This is a genomic window from Caballeronia sp. SBC1, assembly GCF_011493005.1.
Taxonomy (GTDB): Bacteria; Pseudomonadota; Gammaproteobacteria; order Burkholderiales; family Burkholderiaceae; genus Caballeronia.
This window is the reverse complement of the sequence record NZ_CP049156.1, coordinates 3,083,007-3,102,289: the sequence shown is the minus strand read 5'-3', so window position 1 is coordinate 3,102,289 and position 19,283 is coordinate 3,083,007. Positions and strand designations below refer to the sequence as shown.

The 19,283-nt window shown below is 60.6% G+C and carries 14 protein-coding genes; 10 read left to right on the top strand and 4 right to left on the bottom strand.

What is annotated here, in order from left to right:
* Positions 1–201 precede the first annotated feature (201 nt).
* Positions 202–1,134 (top strand): UTP--glucose-1-phosphate uridylyltransferase GalU, encoded by a 933-nt coding sequence (galU, locus tag SBC1_RS13770; RefSeq protein WP_165988123.1) that lies wholly within the window; start codon positions 202–204, stop codon positions 1,132–1,134.
* Between the two features lie 245 nt (positions 1,135–1,379).
* Here galU and SBC1_RS13765 read toward each other — a convergent pair whose 3' ends face one another.
* The 4 genes from SBC1_RS13765 to SBC1_RS13750 all read right to left on the bottom strand — a co-directional run bounded on the left by SBC1_RS13765 (position 1,380) and on the right by SBC1_RS13750 (position 5,375).
* Positions 1,380–1,832, bottom strand: coding sequence for a GDP-mannose mannosyl hydrolase (locus tag SBC1_RS13765; protein WP_165988866.1), 453 nt, complete (start codon positions 1,830–1,832; stop codon positions 1,380–1,382).
* 102 nt (positions 1,833–1,934) lie between these two features.
* On the bottom strand, positions 1,935–2,075 hold the full coding sequence (locus SBC1_RS13760) for a hypothetical protein (protein ID WP_165988121.1): 141 nt from the start codon (positions 2,073–2,075) through the stop codon (positions 1,935–1,937).
* Between the two features lie 461 nt (positions 2,076–2,536).
* Entirely contained in the window at positions 2,537–2,710 is a 174-nt protein-coding gene (locus SBC1_RS13755) for a hypothetical protein (protein ID WP_165988119.1), read from the bottom strand.
* Between the two features lie 391 nt (positions 2,711–3,101).
* The gene (locus SBC1_RS13750; RefSeq protein ID WP_243830221.1) at positions 3,102–5,375 is read right to left on the bottom strand and encodes a hypothetical protein; all 2,274 of its coding nucleotides are present in this window, start codon (positions 5,373–5,375) and stop codon (positions 3,102–3,104) included.
* 1,372 nt (positions 5,376–6,747) lie between these two features.
* Here SBC1_RS13750 and SBC1_RS13745 point away from each other — a divergent pair.
* The 9 genes from SBC1_RS13745 (at position 6,748) to SBC1_RS13705 (ending at position 19,219) form a co-directional block, all read left to right on the top strand.
* A complete protein-coding gene (locus SBC1_RS13745) occupies positions 6,748–7,749 on the top strand; it encodes a GlxA family transcriptional regulator (protein WP_165988118.1) in 1,002 nt (333 codons plus the stop codon).
* A gap of 143 nt (positions 7,750–7,892) precedes the next feature.
* A complete protein-coding gene (locus SBC1_RS13740; RefSeq protein ID WP_165988117.1) occupies positions 7,893–9,413 on the top strand; it encodes a mannose-1-phosphate guanylyltransferase/mannose-6-phosphate isomerase in 1,521 nt (506 codons plus the stop codon).
* Between the two features lie 44 nt (positions 9,414–9,457).
* Positions 9,458–10,834, top strand: a complete 1,377-nt coding sequence (locus tag SBC1_RS13735) for an undecaprenyl-phosphate glucose phosphotransferase (protein ID WP_165988115.1) — start codon at positions 9,458–9,460, stop codon at positions 10,832–10,834.
* Positions 10,835–10,850: 16 nt separating this feature from the next.
* Positions 10,851–12,032 (top strand): polysaccharide biosynthesis/export family protein, encoded by a 1,182-nt coding sequence (locus tag SBC1_RS13730; protein WP_165988113.1) that lies wholly within the window; start codon positions 10,851–10,853, stop codon positions 12,030–12,032.
* 106 nt (positions 12,033–12,138) lie between these two features.
* Positions 12,139–14,373, top strand: coding sequence for a polysaccharide biosynthesis tyrosine autokinase (locus tag SBC1_RS13725; protein WP_165988111.1), 2,235 nt, complete (start codon positions 12,139–12,141; stop codon positions 14,371–14,373).
* A gap of 79 nt (positions 14,374–14,452) precedes the next feature.
* Positions 14,453–15,571, top strand: a complete 1,119-nt coding sequence (gene gmd, locus SBC1_RS13720; RefSeq protein ID WP_165988109.1) for a GDP-mannose 4,6-dehydratase — start codon at positions 14,453–14,455, stop codon at positions 15,569–15,571.
* Positions 15,572–15,576: 5 nt separating this feature from the next.
* Positions 15,577–16,533, top strand: coding sequence for a GDP-L-fucose synthase (locus SBC1_RS13715; protein ID WP_165988107.1), 957 nt, complete (start codon positions 15,577–15,579; stop codon positions 16,531–16,533).
* 57 nt (positions 16,534–16,590) lie between these two features.
* Positions 16,591–17,733 (top strand): glycosyltransferase family 4 protein, encoded by a 1,143-nt coding sequence (locus SBC1_RS13710; RefSeq protein ID WP_165988105.1) that lies wholly within the window; start codon positions 16,591–16,593, stop codon positions 17,731–17,733.
* Between the two features lie 151 nt (positions 17,734–17,884).
* Complete coding sequence (locus tag SBC1_RS13705) at positions 17,885–19,219, top strand: glycosyltransferase WbuB (RefSeq protein ID WP_165092347.1); 1,335 nt, start codon at positions 17,885–17,887, stop codon at positions 19,217–19,219.
* Positions 19,220–19,283: the final 64 nt, after the last annotated feature.

Genomic DNA, 19,283 nt, shown 5'->3' with positions numbered 1-19,283 from the left:
TCAGGGCAGTCGTCTGAAAAGAACGAGATGTTGGCAGATGGTTTCGATATTCAAGTAATAAGCTGAACATCAATGATGAAAAAAGCCAGTTGCGCAGTCTCTTTTTCGGGTTGCATGAGACATTGCACGAGGCATCGCGAAAGACTGCATTGACTAGAATCCTGGCCCGTTATCGAGCGCCGGACAAACAAGGGGGCGGAGATGCTCAAGGTACGCAAGGCGGTGTTTCCCGTCGCAGGACTCGGTACGCGCTTTCTTCCTGCAACCAAGGCAAGTCCGAAGGAAATGCTGCCCATCGTCGACAAACCACTGATCCAGTATGCGGTGGAAGAGGCGGTCGCGGCGGGCATCACGGAAATGATCTTCGTCACGGGCCGGGGCAAACGCGCGATCGAGGACCACTTCGATAAATCATACGAAATTGAAGCCGAGCTCGAGGCACGCGGAAAACGTGCGCTGCTTGAACTGGTACGCAGCATCAAACCGTCCCACGTCAACTGTGTCTATGTGCGTCAGGCGGAGCCGCTCGGACTCGGCCACGCAGTGCTGTGCGCGGAAAAGCTGATCGACAACGAGCCGTTCGCCGTCATGCTCGCCGACGATCTGCTGGACGGCAAGCCGCCCGTGATGGCGCAGATGGTCGAGGTCTTCAACCGCTATCACTCGTCGGTACTGGGCGTGGAGGAGATCGATCCGCGCGAGTCCGGGTCGTATGGCGTGATTGAGGGCCGGCAGTGGGATGACGGGCTCGTCAAGATCGCAGGTGTGGTGGAGAAGCCGGAGCCGGCGTTGGCCCCATCCAACCTTGGCGTGGTCGGACGCTATGTGCTGATGCCGCGCATCTTCGAGCATTTGCGCACGCAGAAGCCGGGCGCGGGCGGCGAGATCCAGTTGACCGATGCGATCCAGGCGTTGCTTGCACATGAACAGGTGCTCGCTTACCGCTACAAGGGCAAGCGCTTCGATTGCGGCAGCAAGCTGGGTTATCTGAAGGCGACCGTGGAGTTCGCGTTGCGTCATCCGGAAGTGGCCGGTCCGTTCGAAGCCTACTTGCAAGCGTTTCTCGCGGGCCTCAAACCCGCGCCCGAGACGCACGAGGAGCCGCTTGATGAGGCGCCGGAACTGATCGGCTGAATGAATCGCTTGTTACGAACCACGAATCGATGAATACGCTGGTCCGGTGTTAGCTGCAGACACGTCCGGCGAACAAGGCGAACAGGATTCGAATGGCAACATGAACCGCGTTGTAAGTAGCGCTAGCCCCCCGGCACGCGCTATGGTCTTTAGCCCGCCACGTGCGGGCTTTTTTTTCGCGCGCAGCACGTAAAAAAGCGGCTCGCCGAGCCGCTTTTAGCACAACTGGTGACCACTCGCGTTCCTTAACGAAAGTACGCTTTTGCGTTCGGGTGCACGTCTTCGCGAGCCAGCACTTCTGCGGGCATCAGCCATGCGTAGTCGCTGTGTTGATCAAAGCGGCCGATCGGCACCGAGCCGCTCAGCATGATCGAATAAGCGAGCGCGACATAGTGCGTGGCAATGTCAGGGACACCTGCGAAGTTGTCGTCGTAGTAGTGCTCGAACACACCGAACAGACGCGACGACGAGCGCTGTACGCTGGCTATGCCTAGCTCATCACGAACTACGCGCGTGAACGCGGCATCGAGCGTTTCGCCTTTGCGAACCCGGCCGCCCGGCACGAACCAGGTGTCTTGTGCGGGCCGGTTGCGACGTTGTCCCAGCAGCACGCGGCGGTTGCCGTCGGTCACTATCAGGTCAATTGATACAAGCGGTGTCAGCCGAATGGCATTGAGGAAATCCGCGTCGTCGAGGATGACGGACGCCTCGGATGGCGGCGCTTTCTTAAGCAGATCGGCCTGTTGCGCGGCGGCGGCGACTGATGAAAACGAAGAGAGATCTGTCACGCTCGTAGTACCTCAGTCATGTTCATCGTTATTGAATAAGCGCGCGGCGACGTGGCCGATGAAAAGCACCACTAGGGCGATTAGCGCGCAGACTGCCAACCCACCGCCGAGCATTGCGACGAGGATAATCGCCGTCCAGCGCAGGCCGTCCATGATGGTTCCGAGTGTGGTTTGGATCGCTGTGTTGGCGGCCACGCACGCAATGTTTGCGTGCGTGCGTTCACTGCGTCGGCATTTTATACAGATGAGCCAGTTTAGCGCGCGGCCATCGTCGCCGTAACGGCTTTGAACTGGCTTATTACGCCGAAAGATCGCGTTTGGAAGCCAATCGGAGAAATCGTCCTTGAGCGGCCTTGGAGATGCGTCATAGGCATGAAGAAAGCGGCAACTTCTGATGGATGACGTACTTAGATCATGCTGTGATTCTCGCGAACCAGCCAAGCCTGTTATTCGCGGCATACACGGTGCGCGGATGCCCACGACGATTGTCACCGCGCTGGTGGCTGGAACTCGTCATGCCTGGGGGCGTAGTTGCATGGACGCAGCGCTTTACGTTTTGGCGTATCTGGCCTAAGCGTGATGGTCTTCCTTCGTTGCCTCTTGTTTGCTGCGCATCAGACATGCGTGGACTCTTCAACCGACGTTCCTGCAGGATGCTTGATCTCTTCGGCGGTGTCGTGGGCTTTTTCAGGCGGGCAAGCGCTCAGCACGGTCAGGCAGCCGAGTATGGCGGCGAAAAGGAGGCCGCCCGCAGTTGTGATGGAATGCCCTTGTTCTTGGTGGTTCATGTCGATTGCAGTGGGGTCGCCACTGCCCTAAAAATGATTTGCCCGATTACATGAATGGCACGAACGCGCGCGCCGAGGCTTCGCGGCGTGGTCGAATCAGACGACCTCAGCGGGTCTCGAACATGCAATGCCTTGTCCTTCGATCGCTTCGACTGTCGTCATGGAGATCGAATGTAAGGCACGCGGGAAGCCGGTTCTGTCGGAACTTTCGCAAAAATTCGATGGAGTCTTGAAACGCTGTAGTGAGGAAAACGTGCTGCGTTAGCGTCGTTTTCATGCGGCATCGATAGCCGGACCTACACGCGAGCGTTGAATGAGAAACGTCAACGAAGAGCGCCCGGCCAAAGGGTGACCGGGGCATGCCAATACCTGGGTATGAGGACGAGAAGGGTTACTGCGCCACGTAGCCTTCGGGCGTGTTGACGTTCGCCTTCATCACGCCGGCATTCTGCGACACCACATACACCGGCGCCTCGGTCAGCGTCAGCGCCACGCGGCCGTTTGCATAAGGCAGCGTGGACGGATTACCCATCATGTCGAGCACGGTAACCGTTCCGGATGTTCCGGCTGCATCCACGGGCAACGTGTATTTCACGCCATGTGTCTCGCTGAAGCCGGCTGCCCCCGGCCAGACCGCATTCTCGTGCGTCCACAGCGCGGTGACGACCTTGCCGCCGTTCAAGCGCTGGAACGCATACGCGTAGACGCCGGGCGGCGTGCTCTTGACGGGTCCAAGCGTGCTGGTGCCATCGATAATGCGGGTCATCGCGGCCACGCCCATGGCTGCGGGTTTCGGGCTGATCTGCGTCTGGCCGTAGCCGCCTTCGGCGTTGACGAGATCGAAGAAGATGCCATAACCCACTTCGGTCGGATCGGCCGTGTAGAAGATATAGCTCATGTCCGCACCCTCGCCGAGCAGGATCAGGTGCAGCCTTGAGACCAACGCGCCTTGCGCATAGAGCACGTTCGCCGATGGCGTCGAGGGTCCGTACTTCGTGCCAATGTCATAGCTGATCCCTGACTCGGTGATGAACAGTTTCGCGCCTGGTTTGAGCATTTGCGTCATGGCGTGACGCAGCCCGCGCATCATTGCCGGCAGGCTTTGCGCGGCTTTCTGCGGATCGCTGTTACCCGCCATGCGTTCTGGCGGATGCGATGGCGACGTTCCCACGTCGTAGTACCCATGCGCGCTCACACCGTCGAGATACTTGGCAATCCCTAGCGGCGCGAGCCGGTTCAGCCAGTCAGTGTTTTTCCCCAGCGACGACAACGTCAACCCCATCACCACTGCATGAGGATCGGTGGCGTGGATTGCTTCGTAAGTCGCCTTGTACATGGCGACGAGATTGGCGTCCGTATCGCGCCAGGGCAGGCCACCTTCATAGTCGGGTTCCCAGCTCACCTGATAGTAGTTATTCGATTGCCGCGGAAAAATGCTCGAGCGCACCCGGTTCGATTCCTCGCCTACGCGCTTCATATAGGCGCTGTAGTCGGCGAGCGAGGACGGCGCGTAACTGTGCGTGTCCTTGCCCGAACGATTCGCCCAGCCTGGAATGCCGTCGAGCTGGATCAGCCGCAGCAGGTCGCCGGCTTTGAAGAATGGCGCGAGGTTATCGGCGGCGGCATTGAAGGTGTTGGGCGCCTTCGGCTCGGTCATGTACCAGTTGCGGTTGTCGTTGACCCAGGTGAGGCCCAGGTCGGGATAGAGCGGCCGATACCCATCGCCGGAACAGCACGTCTGGCCGGGCAGCAGATACGCCGCGCCCTGACCGCCGAAGCGATGCAGATCGAGATACTTGTACGTGACGGCCGGCAGGACCGCCGTGACGTCAGGCAGCACGCCAAACGTGGCAATGCCTGCCGGCCGCGTGCCGAGTGGCGGCAACACGGCGGGACCGGCACTGGCGGCATCAAGTTGCGCGGAGATCGCAAAGTAGCCGGCCGCCTGCGACGTGCATCTGATAGCCGATGTATGCGCGCCAGGCGTCACGGCGAAGTGGCCGCTTGCCTTCACCGTATTCCAGGCGTCCTCTATCCGCCATGTCAGCGTGCCGGCCGACTTGGCCCGCGCGGTGAGCGAGAGTTCGAACGGCTTGCGAAGCGGGAACATGCGCGTGCCGTCGCTGCCGGGCGTGTCGGCTTCGACAGCATCGCCGGAAGCTTGGGCATCGACTGGCGCGGCAGCTGGGCCGCATTGCATCGGCAGCGGGGTTGAGGGCGGCGGCGCGTCGGCTACGAAGCGCGCCTCGGCGCTGTCCGCGCGCGCCTCGACCCAGCAACGCTTTGATGCACCCGGCGCGGGGTCGTCGAACACGCCGTTGTCGCAGCCCGTGCCGCCGGTGAAAGTCTTGACCACGTGCTTTTCAGGCGTGCCGTAGAGCACCTTTCTCGCGCCGTCGAAGGAGCAACGCTCGTACTCCGCTGCGCAAGGTGTCCAGGAGCTACCGTCAATCTTGACGATATCGGCGGCGGGTGTGGCCGCGGGTATGGCCGCGGGTGCGGCCGGTACGGCGGACGCATCCTGAGCCGCGGCGTTTTCGCCTCGGCAAGCACATACGGACAACGCGACGACGAAGGCCAGCGCGAACCTGGCGGATTGAGCCAGCAAGCAGGGCGTGCGCGACACCATGCGTGCGGCGAATCTTTCGGTTGATGAATTCTTCATTACACCCCGGGGTCGAGAGCTGGGTAGTTCGAGTCCGCGGCGATGGTGTTTTCCACCGAAGAAAGCGGCACTGTCCACCGTCGTGCTACCTGAATGAAACGTTTTCGGATGCGCTGCGTTGCGGCGCCTGACTCTCCGGCCAACGCCTGCAACTTTCTATCTCGCGATGCAACATAAGACGCTGTTCCAAGGTGCCGCGAGCAGGCACGCGGCGTCGGGAGTGCCTGTTCATAACGCTTCCGATTGCGCTGAGGATAGGCGAGCTGCAACGAACACGCCAGTCGTGGCGATGGACGTTGTCGGATGCTGCCGGTATCGAGCCCATCCGGGCGTATATGGGTGGCGGGATAGCGCGACAATCTGGCCGATCCGGCGTTCTTCGGTGCTCCACCGTCCTGCCGAAGCATGCGTAACTAATCTGTATCAAACTTGGCGAGGGTCGTTCGGGGAACTCCGCACGAGCGTAGGTGGGCAATCCCACACAGCCACGCGAGCGCAGAGCTGCTGACAACTGGTACGTGAGTGGTTGCGTCAAGTCGTCTTCCGCCGCCACCCTGGCGGACTTTTTCGCTGAGTATTTGCCGCCTCTGCACTCATCCGATCCTCATTCGATGACCCCGCAGGCCCGTCCCAGCCGGGGTTCGTCGCCGGTGGCCTCCCTATAAAAGCATTTCATTCAACATCCAATAGGGTTTTATCAGATGAAATGATTTTGTTTCTATCGTGAAACACCATTTTGGTCAATACAAGAAAAGAATCGAAGTATGTGCGCCATCGCACGCTGCCGAATTATGTTGTTAATCGCCCGGGCGCTTTAAAGGCGTGATTTAACTCTTGTATTTTAATTAGAAGTGTTTTTTCAAGCATCTAAACCAAGGCCCAAATAGGCAAGTCTTCGTGAAGCGTGTTTTTAATCGTGATTTCTCATGTTTCACTCACGCAACGTTTACTGCTGCTGACGCTCTGGCCGCGTCTCCGCCGGACCCGCGAACGCCCCGAGAGGCCATGCCGCGCCGGCCTTTATAAACCGCGCGGAAGGTTGATTTGTATGACGTTCCGGGCTTCAGACACCCCTGTCCGATATGTGCGGTCGAATTGGACTGGCATTCGTCTTGCAATGTGCCATTCGAAATCAGAGTCCCGGGCATTCAACTTCTTTACGAAATTACCGAACGGGCGTATTCAAAAGTACCGAATGATAGGCAGCGCACGCACTGGAAAGTATTTGAATGGCGACGTCGGAAGTTTTCCGCCAACATCTCGCTACTTTCAGTCACGACAACCTAATCAAACGTGAGGGTGTCTATGATGCACCGCAATGAGAACCCACTATCCAAGCAGGTCGGATTCAACAAGTTCGCAGGGGAACGCCATGCCGTACGCCAGTCTTGAACCCGCCGTAATGGGATGGCTACAGCCGGCCCCCCGTAGCACACAGGCGGAGATCCGCCGCATCGCGATCCTGCTGTTCGACGGCTTCTCGCTGCTCGGCGCCGGTATTGTCGCGGAGGTCTTCCATGTCGCGAACGAACTGGCTGTCCTGAGGGCACGCAACGACTGGACCTACGACGTGCGTTTCCTGTCGGTCGAAGGCGGCAACGTGGCGTGTTCGTCGTCGGTACGTGTGTGGACCGACGGCCTCGATGCACGCCACTACGGCGGCTTCGACGCATTGTTTGTCGCCGGCGGAAAGGGCGCGGACGGTGCAGCGGGCGACGAACGCATCGTGGAATGGCTGCGCCGCGTGCACTCCAAGACCACGGTCGTCAAGTCGATTGCTGAAGGGCGCAAAGTGCTGGATGCCGCCGGCATCGGCCACGCAGCCGAGACGCAAATCCGCGTGGGTCATTCGATGATGCACGCCGTGCGCGAAGAGCAGGCGAGCGAAGCGGGGGACCGCTACGAGTCCATGAAGGGCGCGCTGCTGATGATTAAGCGTGACCTTGGTGTCGACGTGGCGCGCGGGGTGGCGGAACGTCTCATGCCCGGCTCGGCGTCGAAGCTCGTGCCGTTGCTCGGCGATAGCGGCACGGCCTCGGCCGGCGACAAGATCCGCACCGCCGCGCGCTGGCTCCAGGACAACTGCGAGCGGCCGATCTCGGTCGTGGATGCAGCACAAGTGGCGGCCATGAGCGAACGCAATTTCCTGCGCCGCTTCAAGATCGAGATGGGCATCACGCCCTCGGACTATCTGCTGCAAGCGCGCCTTGCCGTGACCTGCACGTTGCTCACTGATTCGGAATTGCCGGTCGACAAGATCGCGCGCCGCAGTGGCATGGGCAACGGCGACCGTCTCGCCAAGATCTTCCGCAAGCGCCTTCTTATTTCACCAACCGAATACCGGATGCAAAGCCGCCGCGATGCCGGCGTGTGATTAAGGGTAAGTCCAGGTTTTTGTGACCGTAGTCACGGAGCGTTGAGACGTAAGCGGTTCGGCTGAACCGGGGACAACGATCGGTGCAAATGGCGCGCACGGCTCCGCCCGGGGAACGCGTTAAAGAATATAGGAATACTAAAATGAACAGCAAGGTCAGGCAGAACATCGAGGAAACGACCGCGACGATTTCCGCTCCGGGGGTGATCACGGAGTGCCGTCGTATCGTGCAGGTGATTCTCGCAGGCGGGTCGGGCACGCGCCTTTGGCCGGTGTCGCGGGAACAATTTCCGAAGCAGCTGATTGGCGTGATCGGCACCGAGTCGTTGCTACAGGCAACCGTGCTGCGCATGAAGCATTTTCCGGCCGCGTGGGACGTGGCGGCGGAGCCGGTGATCGTGTGCGGGGAAGAGCATCGCTTCGCAACCGGCGAGCAGGTCCGTGAAAGCGGCGTGACAGCGCGCATCGTGGTCGAGCCTGCTCGTCGCGATACCGCGCCCGCCCTCACGCTTGCCGCGCTGACTGCCTGTGCCGACGGCCAGGATGCGATCCTCGTGGCCATGCCGGCCGACCATGCCATTGCCGATCTCGATGCGCTGCATGCATCCATAGAAACTGCCGCGCGTTTTGCGCAGATCGGCAACATCGCCACGCTTGGAATTCCTCCTACGCGCCCCGACACCGGCTTCGGCTATATCCGCCTGGGCGACGCGCTTCAGGACGGCGCGCATCGCATCGACCGCTTCGTTGAAAAGCCGGCGGCGGAACTGGCGACGCAGTACGTGGCAGCCGGTAATTATTGGTGGAACAGCGGCATCTTCGTGGTGCGTGCATCGGTATGGCTTGCCGTGCTCGAACAACTCCAGCCGGAGATGCACGCGGCATGTGTCTTGTCGTACGAACAATTGAATAACGCAGACGGATACTTGCGTCCATGCGCTGCGGAGTTCGAGAAGTCACCATCCGATTCGATCGACTACGCGGTGATGGAGCATCTCGGCAAGCCCGGTTCGCCGTTCAAGGGCGTGGTCGTACCGCTAGAAGCCGGCTGGTCCGATCTCGGTTCGTGGGACGCCGTGTGGGACGCGATGGAGAAGGACGAGTTTGGCAATGCAGCAAGCGGGCGGGTCCTTTTCGAAGGCTCGACCGCGAGTTACGCGCGCTCGGAAGGCGGCAGGCTCGTGGCGTGTGTGGGCACGACGAACCTGATCGTGGTCGAGACCGACGACGCGGTGCTGGTGGCCGACCGCTCACGCGTGCAGGACATCAAGGGACTCGTGTCGCGCATCAAGCTGGCGAAGTCGCCGGAAGCGGACACGCATAGAAAGGTTCGCCGCCCGTGGGGTTTCTACGATTCCATCGATCACGGCGAGCGGTTCCAGGTGAAGCGCATCGTGGTGAATCCGGGAGCGCGCCTGTCGTTGCAAATGCATCACCACCGTGCGGAGCATTGGGTCGTCGTAAGCGGCACAGCGCTCGTCACGCGCGGGGAAGAAGAGTTTCTGCTGAGCGAAAACGAATCGACCTACATCCCGCTCGGCGTGCGTCACCGCCTCGAGAATCCCGGTCGCGTGCCGCTTGAAATCATTGAAGTGCAGTCTGGGACCTACCTCGGCGAAGACGACATCGTCAGATTCGACGACAAGTATGGCCGGTGCAGTTAAACAACCGTAGAGCGAAAAAAGTGAGCGGTTCGGGGAGAATAAAAATGCGCGGAATAACAGACCTGCTGGCGCGAGTGTTCGACGTCACCATGATCGTGCTAGGTGCGCTCGTGGCGTCGCAAATCCGTTTTGACGACATATCGCAGCGTAGCTTCTATCTGGCGTTCGTGGCTTTCGCAGCGGCGTTTTCGCTTGCTGTGTTTCCTGCGTTCGGTGTGTATGCGTCATGGCGTGGCCGCTCGAAGAGCGCGCTGGCGGGCCAGGTCGCGCTGAGTTGGCTCGTCGTGCAAGTCTGCGCGATGGCGTTGATGTTCTCCCTGCATCGTATCGACTTCGTGTCGCGTCTGTGGTTCGTCTACTGGACCGGTATGGCAGGCGCCGCGATGATCGCCGGCCGCCTGGTCACGCACAGCGTGCTGGGACGGGTGCGCAACGCGGGCCTGAATTTGCAGCAGGTTGCCGTCGCTGGATGCGGTGAACATTGCGACGAGATCGTTCGCAAGATCGACACGGCGCCGGCAGCAGGCTTCCGCGCGACGGCTGCCTATAACGTACAGGCCGGCAGCAAGATGAACACGCGTGTGCCGGTGTTCGAAGAGCATGAAGCCTTCGCTAATTACGTACGCACGCAGCACGTGGCTGAAGTCTGGCTCGCGCTGCCGCTGACCGAAGAACGCACGATTCTCAAGCTGGTAGACGAGTTTCGCAACGACCTGATCAACATTCGTTTCATGCCCGACGTGCGCACACTCGCGCTCTTCGAAGGCAGCGTGACGAACCTGCTCGGCGTGCCGACCATCAACCTGGCAGCGTCGCCGTTGCCGCCGAACGCGATGATGCAGAAGGAGATTTTCGATCGCTTTTTCGCGCTGGGCGCCTTGCTCGCGGTCTCGCCGATCCTGCTTGCCTGCGCGATCGCGGTCAAGCTCAGCTCGCGTGGTCCGGTGTTCTTCAAACAACGCCGCAAAGGCGCGGATGGCCGCGTCTTCACCATCTACAAGTTCCGCACCATGCGCCTTCATGCGCAGCAAGCGGGCGTGCTCGAACAGGCAAAACGCAGCGACCCGCGGATCACGCGCGTAGGCGGTTTCCTGCGTCGCACGAGCCTGGACGAACTGCCGCAATTCTTCAACGTACTGCGCGGCGACATGTCGGTAGTCGGACCGCGTCCGCATGCGCTCGAACACGACGATCTTTATCAGAAGGTCGTATCGGGTTACATCCACCGTTACCGGATCAAACCCGGTATCACCGGGTGGGCGCAGGTGAACGGTTTTCGCGGCGAAACCGATCGCATCGAAAAAATGGAGGGACGCGTAGCACACGATTTGTACTACCTCGGGAACTGGTCGTTCGGACTCGATATGAAAATTATCTTTGCGACGATCTTCAAGGGTTTGCGCCACACCAACGCTTATTGAAGCAGGGGACGACAACATGAACAGCCAACAACTATCCGGTGCCACGGTGCCGAACAAAAACAGCCATGCCGTGCCTGGAACGCGTGTGGCTATCTCCCTGGCGATTGCCGCCATGCTATCCGCGTGCTCGCTTGTACCGGGCCAGCACATGGTCACGCCGGCTGCGTTGCCAGTAACGACGTCCGATAACGGCGACGTGACCAGCGACATGCAGATCCCGATCAAGCAGATCGACCTGACGCTGATCCGCCAGATCCACGCGGAGCAGAAGAGCAGCGCCATGGCGCAGTCGCAGCTCAACCTGTTCGCCAAGCCGTCCGGTTACAAGCTCGGCTCGGGTGACGTGCTGCAGATCGTCGTGTGGGATCACCCGGAACTCGCTGCAGCGCTCGGCCAGCCGGCGCAGAATACGAGGCCCAGTGACGCGGCGCCGGGTTTTGTAGTCGACGGCGACGGCAACATCCAGTTTCCGTACGTGAACCACGCAATCCACGCCGCGGGCAAGACCGCCGAGCAGGTTCAGCGCGAGATCTATGCGGACCTGAGCAAGGTGTTCGTCAAGCCGCAAGTGACGGTTCGCGTGGCTTCGTTCCGTTCGTCGCAGGTCTATGTGGACGGCGACGTGCGTGCACCGGGTGCGCAGACGATCAACGATATTCCGATGACGCTGACTGAAGCCATCAGCCGGTCGGGCGGCTTCGCGCCGACCGCTGATCAGAGCCGCGTGACGATCACGCGCAACGGCGTGGCGTATCCCGTGAACGTCGCGCAGATGATGAAGCAGGGCAAGAACCCCGCCGACATCATGCTGCAGCCGGGCGACATGCTGCATGTGGACTCCCGCGACGACAACACCGTCTACGTGATGGGCGAAGTGACGAAGCCAACGGCCGTGTCGCCGTTGCGCGACGGCACGCTCACGCTGGGTGAAGCCCTCGTGCAGGCGGGCCAGATAAACCAGGACACCTCCAATGCGTCGCAGCTTTTCGTGGTCCGTCAGGCAACCGGCGACTCGCCGATTATCTATCGACTCGACGCGCGCTCGCCGGTGTCCATGCTGCTTGCGAACCAGTTTCCGCTGGAATCGAAGGACGTTGTCTATGTCGACAACAGCGGTCTTGTTCGCGCCAACCGCGTGCTGAATCTGTTGCTGCCGGCTATCAACGCGGGCCTGACTGCCGCGATCGTAACCAAGTAGTCCTGGAGCTGCGTCCGGTGCCGAAGGTCATGAGGATCACGAAGGTGACGAAAGTGACATCAGGCACCGGCCCGTTTCGATTGTTCGTTTGAGTGAGCGACAAAAAATGGCCATCAATTTCGAAAACCGTTATGCGGATGTAGTGTCGACAGGGGACGAGCTGCGCTTGTCCGACTATCTGGCGGCCATCTTGGGAAGCTGGCGAATCATCGCCATGGTGACCCTCGTGGTGGTTGCGCTCGGCACGGCCTACGCATTCATTGCGTCGCCGGTTTATCGCGCCGACGCGATGATCCAGGTGACCGAAAGCAATCCAGGCAATAACGCCAATAACAACAATGCGAACGCGGTGCAGACCGTCTCGCAGATGTTCGACGCAAAGTCGACGACAGCTGCCGAAATCGAGTTGCTGCGTTCGAGGCTGGTGGTCGAGGACACGGTCAACAAGCTGCATCTGGATATCAGCGCACGTCCGCGCTACTTCCCGATCGTGGGCGGCATGATCAGCGACATCCTGGGCACTCGCAACGGTCAGGCGCCCGTGAGCTGGCTGTCGGGTTTCGCATGGGGCAACGAAAGCATTTCCGTGCCCAAGTTCGACACGCCCAAGGAAGCCTACGACAAGACCTACATCTTGACGGCTGGCGAAAACGGCAGCTACGTCCTGAGCGACCCCGACGGCATCGCCATCCTGAACGGCAAGGTCGGCCAGGAAGCGAGCGGTACGAGCACGCTTGGGCCGGTCACGCTGCTGGTCGAAAACATGGCGGGCGAGCCGGGTGCCAAGTTCGAACTGTCCCGTGCTTCTACGCTCGGCACGGTGGACGCGCTGCAAAAGCGCCTGACGGTAGCTGAAACGACGCTGCAGTCCGGCATCATCGCGTTGAGCCTTGAAGGCCACGACAGCAAGCTGACGTCGCAGATCGTGAACAACATTGCGCGCCGCTTCATTCAACAGGATCTCGACACGCGTTCGGCGGAAGCCGGCAAGACGCTCGCGTTCCTTGAACAGCAGTTGCCGGAAGTACGCGCGCAACTCGACCAGGCCGAGCAGAAGTACAACAACTTCCGTAACAAGCAAGGCACGGTCGACCTGAGCGAAGAAAGCCGCCTGTTGCTCCAGCAAGTTGTCGACAACAAGTCGAAGCTGATGGACCTGCAACAGCAACGCGCCGAACTCTCGCAGCGTTTCACCGCGAATCATCCGTCGGTGGCCGCGCTCGACGCGCAGATCGGTGCATTGCAGGCGGCTCAAGGTACGCTGACCAAGAACGTGTCCGTGCTGCCCGATACCGAACAAACCGCGCTGCGCCTGCTGCGCGACGTGCGGGTGGATACCGAGCTCTATACGAACCTGCTTAACAGCGCGCAGCAGCTGCGTGTCGCGAAGGCGGGGCAAGTAGGCAACGTGCGGGTGGTCGACTTCGCTGAACCGGCTGACGATCCTGTGCGTCCGAAGCGCCTACTCGTGATCCTGATCAGCCTGGCCGGCGGCCTGGTGCTCGGCATCCTCGTGGCGTTCGTCCGCAAGTCGCTGTATGGCGGCGTGGAACGTCCGGAAGAAATCGAAAGCCGCCTGGGCGTACGTGTGTTCGCCATCGTGCCGCGCAGCAGCCAGCAATTGCGCCTGCAGCAGAAGGTCGGCTCGCGCAGCCAAGGTCTTCACGTCCTCGCTGCAACCTCGCCGGAAGACGCGGCAGTGGAAGGGATTCGCGGCTTGCGTACGTCACTGCAACTGCAGATGGCCGATGCACGCAACAACGTCGTGATGCTGACGGGCTCGCGTCCGGATGCAGGCAAGTCGTTCCTCTCGGTCAACCTTGCGACCCTGGTGGCATCGACGAGAAAGCGTGTGCTGCTGATCGACGGCGACATGCGTCGCGGCGACGTCCACTCACACTTCGGAGTGCGCCATATGCCGGGCTTGTCCGACGTGCTGATGGGTTCGGATATCGAATCCGCCGTGCTGCATGACGTGCTGCCGGGCGTTGACTTGCTGACCAAGGGCTCGTTGCCGTCGCATCCGTCGGAACTGCTGATGAGCGATCGCATGCATGAAGTGCTGGAAGTGCTCAAGCATCAGTACGACCTCGTGATCATCGATACCCCGCCGGTACTCGCGGTCACCGATGCAACCGTGATCGGCAAGCATGCCGGCACGAGCCTGCTGGTGGTGCGCCACGGGCGCAACCAGGTGGAAGAGATTGGCGAAACGATGAAGCGCCTGCATCACGGCGGCGTGAACATGAAGGGCGTATTGCTGACCGACGTACCGCAATCGAGGCTGATGTCGGGCAGCTCATACACGAACTACTACGGTTACGAGAGCATCCCTGAGTGATGCCTGGACGCGAAGACGTTGCGGCGCGCGGCGAGCTGTATGTGGCGTCGCATCCAATCCGAAAGACGAGAGGCACACGATGAAACGCAAGGTTGCTTTGATCACCGGCATTACTGGGCAGGACGGCTCCTACCTGGCCGAGTTGCTGCTTGCAAAGGGCTATGAAGTGCACGGCATCAAACGCCGTAGCTCGCTGTTTAACACGGATCGCATCGACCACCTGTACAGCGATCCGCACGAATCGGATCGCAAGTTCGTGCTGCACCACGGCGACCTGACGGATACTTCAAGCATCACGCGGATCGTGCAACGCACCGAGCCGGATGAAATCTATAACCTCGGTGCGCAGAGCCACGTGCAGGTGTCGTTCGAGGAGCCCGAATACACGGCCAACGCCGATGGTCTCGGCGCGCTGCGTATTCTCGAAGCCATCCGCATTCTCGGCATGGAGAAGAAGGCGCGCTTCTACCAGGCGTCGACGTCTGAACTCTACGGTCTTGTGCAAGAGTCTCCGCAGAAGGAGACCACGCCGTTCTATCCGCGCAGTCCATATGCAGCGGCGAAGCTCTACGCGTACTGGATGACGGTGAACTATCGCGAAGCGTATGGAATGTACGCGTGCAACGGCATCCTGTTCAACCACGAGTCTCCCGTGCGCGGCGAGACCTTCGTCACGCGCAAGATCACGCGGGCGCTCGCGCGTATCGCGGTGGGCATGCAGGACGAAATGTATCTTGGCAATCTGTCGGCCTTGCGCGATTGGGGCCATGCGCGCGACTACGTCGAGATGCAATGGCTGATGTTGCAGCAGGAGCAGCCGGAAGACTTCGTGATCGCCACGGGCGAGCAGCACAGCGTGCGCGAATTCGTGATCCAGGCTGCGGCCGAGCTGGGTGTTCACATGCGCTTCGAAGGTGAAGGCGTGGACGAAGTGGGTATCGTGGACCAGGTCGAGGGGCGCGAAACGAAGATGGTCAAGGGGCAGGTAATCGTGCGTATCGACCCGCGCTACTTCCGTCCGACGGAAGTGGAAACGCTGCTCGGCGACCCGTCGAAGGCACACGCGAAACTGGGCTGGCGCCCGACCACGTCGTTCTCCTCGCTGGTGAAGGAGATGGTCCGTTCCGATTTTCAGATTGCACGGCGTGACGCTCTGGTCACGATGGCCGGATTCAAAGCGCTTGAACACCACGAGTGAACATCATGGATAAAAACGCACGCATTTTTGTAGCGGGTCACCGCGGCATGGTCGGCTCGGCGCTAGTCCGGCGCCTGACCAGCGAGGGGTATCGCAACATCATCACGCGCACCAAGTCGCAGCTCGACCTGACTGACCAGGTCGGGGTCAACATGTTCTTCGAGAAGGAGAACATTGACGTGGTGTTGCTCGCGGCGGCGAAGGTCGGCGGCATTCTCGCGAATTCGACGTTGCCGGCGTCGTTTATCTACGAGAACCTCACGATCGAAACCAACGTGATTCATGCGGCCTGCCGCTGGAATGTGTCGAAGCTGGTGTTCTTCGGTTCTTCCTGCATCTACCCGAAGGCCTGCCCGCAGCCGATCAAGGAAGAGTACCTGCTGACCTCGCCGCTCGAGCCGACCAACGAGGCGTACGCCATCGCGAAGATCGCGGGGTTGAAGCTCTGCGAAGCTTATAACCGCCAGTACGGTTGCAAGTTCGTCTCGCTGATGCCGACGAACCTGTACGGTCCGAACGACAACTACGACCTGAAGAGCAGCCACGTGCTGCCGGCGTTAATCCGCAAGGCGCATGAAGCGAAGCTGAACGGTGACAGCACGCTGACGGTATGGGGCTCGGGCACGCCGCGCCGCGAGTTCATGCACGTGGACGATCTGGCCGGAGCCGCCGTGTTCCTGATGGAAAGCGGACGGACCGAGGGCGTTTTCAACGTGGGTGTGGGTGAGGACCTGTCCATTCACGAGCTGGCGGAGACCGTCTGCCGCGTGGTGGGCTTCCAGGGCCAGCTCGTGTTCGACGCGAGCAAGCCGGACGGCACCATGAGAAAGCTGCTGGATGTGTCGAAGCTGGGCGAGATGGGTTGGGTCGCGTCGACGGGGCTCGAGCAGGGCATCCGGGCGACCTACCAGGACTTCCTGCAGCGCTACGAGGCGCTAAGCCAGCAACCGGCACACGCGTGAGCCTGACGTGGATTATTGCTTCGCACACGCGCGCTATCAATCAGGGATAAGTACAAAATGAACGCTACGGTCACCATTTTTCATAACGTCGTCTGGTCGCGGCACAAAGGCGCGGTGCTGTCCGCGCTGCACAACATATCCGGGTCCGGTTCGATCAAGTATTCGATGGTTCAGATCGCCGACACGGAGCATGACCGCATCGGCTTCTCTGACGTGGACTATTCGTTCCACAGCTATCCGATGCGCAAGCTCTACAACGGCTGCTATGAAGACGTGCCGACCTGGCGCATGACGGCTCGCCTCACGTGGGAAGTGCTGACCGCGAAGACGGATCTCGTGGTGCTGCCGGGTTATCACCGTCCCGAGTACTGGGCGATGATGGCCGCATGCATTTTGACGGGCAAGCGCCGCGCCGTGTTCGTCGATTCGACCGGACGCGACCGGCCGCGCAGGATGTTGACGTCCATTCCGAAGCGCGTGTTTTTCTCGTTATGCGACGGTTATTTCGGCTTCGGCGAACGCAGCCGCGAGTATTTGATGTCGCTTGGCGCGAAGCAGGAAAAGATCTTTATTCCGTGCCAGGCTGCCGCCCTGCCGCGCTCGTTTTCGCCCGAGCGCGCGTTGCCGGACCGGTTGCATTATCGAACCGGCAACAAGCCCATTTTCCTGTATGTCGGCCGTCTGTCTCCAGAGAAGGGCATTGGCACGCTGATCGATGCGTTCCGCGGTTTGAAGGAACGGATTCCCGAGGCAGCGCTGCGCATTGTAGGCACCGGTCCGATGGGTGACGAACTCAAGGCGAAGGTGGCTTCAATGGGCCTGTCCGACTCCGTTACGTTCCTGGGCAGTCTGCAGGACGAACCGTTGTCGATCGAATACTTCAGCGCTACCTGCATGGTGTTGCCGAGCATGAGCGAACCTTGGGGGCTGGTGGTCAACGAGGCGCTTAGCCACGGCTGTCCGTCGGTGGTGAGCGAGAGTTGCGGGTGCGTACCGGAACTCGTGATCGACGGCGTGTCGGGTTATGCGTTTCCGGCTGGCGACGTGCCTGCCATGCAACGCACGATGCTCAAGTCGATCGAGGCTTTTGCCGACACGGCACGCGCAGCGAAGCAATGCATGGACGTGATCCAGCATTTCGATCCGCCGTCCGCTGCGGCGAACATTGCGCGGGGCTGCGCGATGATGTTAAGCGACTGACCGTGAATTTTTGCTGCGGCCGGTCGATTCCAGAACCAAAAGAGGCATGCATGGTCACCGAAGCGCGGTTGCGCGGGCGTGGTTCCGTGGCTGGTGTTTCGCAAAAGTCCTTTCCGACGGGGCGTGCTCGCCCGGCGGAAGTGGAGGCACGATGAGAATCCTTATCTACGGGCTCAACTACGCGCCCGAGTTGACGGGAACCGGCAAATACACCGCCGAGATGGCGGAGGCTTTGCAGCAGAAGGGGCACGACGTTCGCGTTGTGTGCGCGCCTCCGTATTATCCGGAATGGAAGATTGCCAAGGGTTATTCGGGCTCTCGCGGTTCGCGCGAAACACGCAACCAGGTGCGCATCTGGCGCGCGCCGTTGTGGGTGCCGGCCCATCCGAGCGGTCTCAAGCGCATGATCCATCTCGCGTCATTTGCGGCGGCCTCGTTGCCTGCGTTGGTCTTGCAGGCGTGGTGGCGTCCGGACGTAGTGATGTCGATTGCCCCGACCATGCTCAACGCGCCGGCCGCGCTCGCGCTCGCGCGTTTGACGGGCGCGCATTCATGGCTGCATATTCAGGATTTCGAAGTAGATGCCGCGTTTGATCTCGGCCTGCTTAAGGGGAAACGCGCGGGACGCTTTGCGCGCATGGTCGAAAGCGCGCTTTTGCGCCGGTTCGACGTTGTCTCAACGATCTCGGACAAGATGGCTGAGCGCGCGATGGCAAAAGGCGTTGCCCCGTCGAATGCGTTCCGCCTGCCGAACTGGGTGGATATCAGCGCTATCTATCCGCTTGATCGCACGAACAAGTATCGCGATGAATTGAACATACCGGAGAGCGCGAAGGTCGTGCTTTACTCCGGCAACATGGGCGCGAAGCAGGGCATTGAAGTGCTGGCAGGCGCAGCGGCTGCGCTGGCTGCGCGTCAGGACATCGTGTTCGTGTTCTGCGGGAATGGCGCGACCAAGGCGGAGTTGGAGAAGGGCTGCGAGCATTTGTCCAACTGCCGGTTTATTCCGCTGCAACCATTGACGCGCCTGAACGAACTGCTCAATCTCGCCGATATCCACGTGCTCCCGCAACGCGGTGACGCGTCCGATCTCGTCATGCCGTCAAAACTCACGGGCATGTTCGCGAGCGGACGCGTGGTGATTGCAATGGCGCGTCCCGGGACTGAGCTTTTTAACATCGTGAAGCCGCGCGGCGTGGTCGTGCCGCCAGAGAATGTGCAGGCATTGTCCGATGCTATCGAGACGCTCGTGGCCGATCCGGAGCAGCGCGCTATCCTCGGCGCTGAAGGCCGTGCATTCGCGGAGTTGAATTTGTCGCCAGGCTGGGTGCTCGGGCGACTGGATGAAAAGCTGCGTGCGTTAAAGGGCGAAGCTGCGGCGGGGCGGTTCAGCGAACGCAAGGAAGCGAAGGCCGCGAGCGCGGCAAGCCCATCGTCCAAGGCGAGTTCCGCAGTGAAACTGGTGGAGATCGAGAAGATCGATTGATCACTGACCCGCTTGCTGCCGGATGCGGTTTGAGGTCCGGCGCAATCAGCCTGGTGAAACTGGA

Bases quoted from the DNA above. Each gene is read 5' to 3' on its own strand.
- galU (WP_165988123.1), top strand. From the start codon at position 202: ATGCTCAAGGTACGCAAGGCGGTGTTTCCCGTCGCAGGACTCGGTACG.
- SBC1_RS13760 (WP_165988121.1), bottom strand. From the start codon at position 2,075: ATGGACGGCCTGCGCTGGACGGCGATTATCCTCGTCGCAATGCTCGGC.
- SBC1_RS13755 (WP_165988119.1), bottom strand. From the start codon at position 2,710: ATGAACCACCAAGAACAAGGGCATTCCATCACAACTGCGGGCGGCCTC.
- SBC1_RS13750 (WP_243830221.1), bottom strand. From the start codon at position 5,375: ATGAAGAATTCATCAACCGAAAGATTCGCCGCACGCATGGTGTCGCGC.
- SBC1_RS13745 (WP_165988118.1), top strand. From the start codon at position 6,748: ATGCCGTACGCCAGTCTTGAACCCGCCGTAATGGGATGGCTACAGCCG.
- SBC1_RS13740 (WP_165988117.1), top strand. From the start codon at position 7,893: ATGAACAGCAAGGTCAGGCAGAACATCGAGGAAACGACCGCGACGATT.
- SBC1_RS13735 (WP_165988115.1), top strand. From the start codon at position 9,458: ATGCGCGGAATAACAGACCTGCTGGCGCGAGTGTTCGACGTCACCATG.
- SBC1_RS13730 (WP_165988113.1), top strand. From the start codon at position 10,851: ATGAACAGCCAACAACTATCCGGTGCCACGGTGCCGAACAAAAACAGC.
- SBC1_RS13725 (WP_165988111.1), top strand. From the start codon at position 12,139: ATGGCCATCAATTTCGAAAACCGTTATGCGGATGTAGTGTCGACAGGG.
- gmd (WP_165988109.1), top strand. From the start codon at position 14,453: ATGAAACGCAAGGTTGCTTTGATCACCGGCATTACTGGGCAGGACGGC.
- SBC1_RS13715 (WP_165988107.1), top strand. From the start codon at position 15,577: ATGGATAAAAACGCACGCATTTTTGTAGCGGGTCACCGCGGCATGGTC.
- SBC1_RS13710 (WP_165988105.1), top strand. From the start codon at position 16,591: ATGAACGCTACGGTCACCATTTTTCATAACGTCGTCTGGTCGCGGCAC.
- SBC1_RS13705 (WP_165092347.1), top strand. From the start codon at position 17,885: ATGAGAATCCTTATCTACGGGCTCAACTACGCGCCCGAGTTGACGGGA.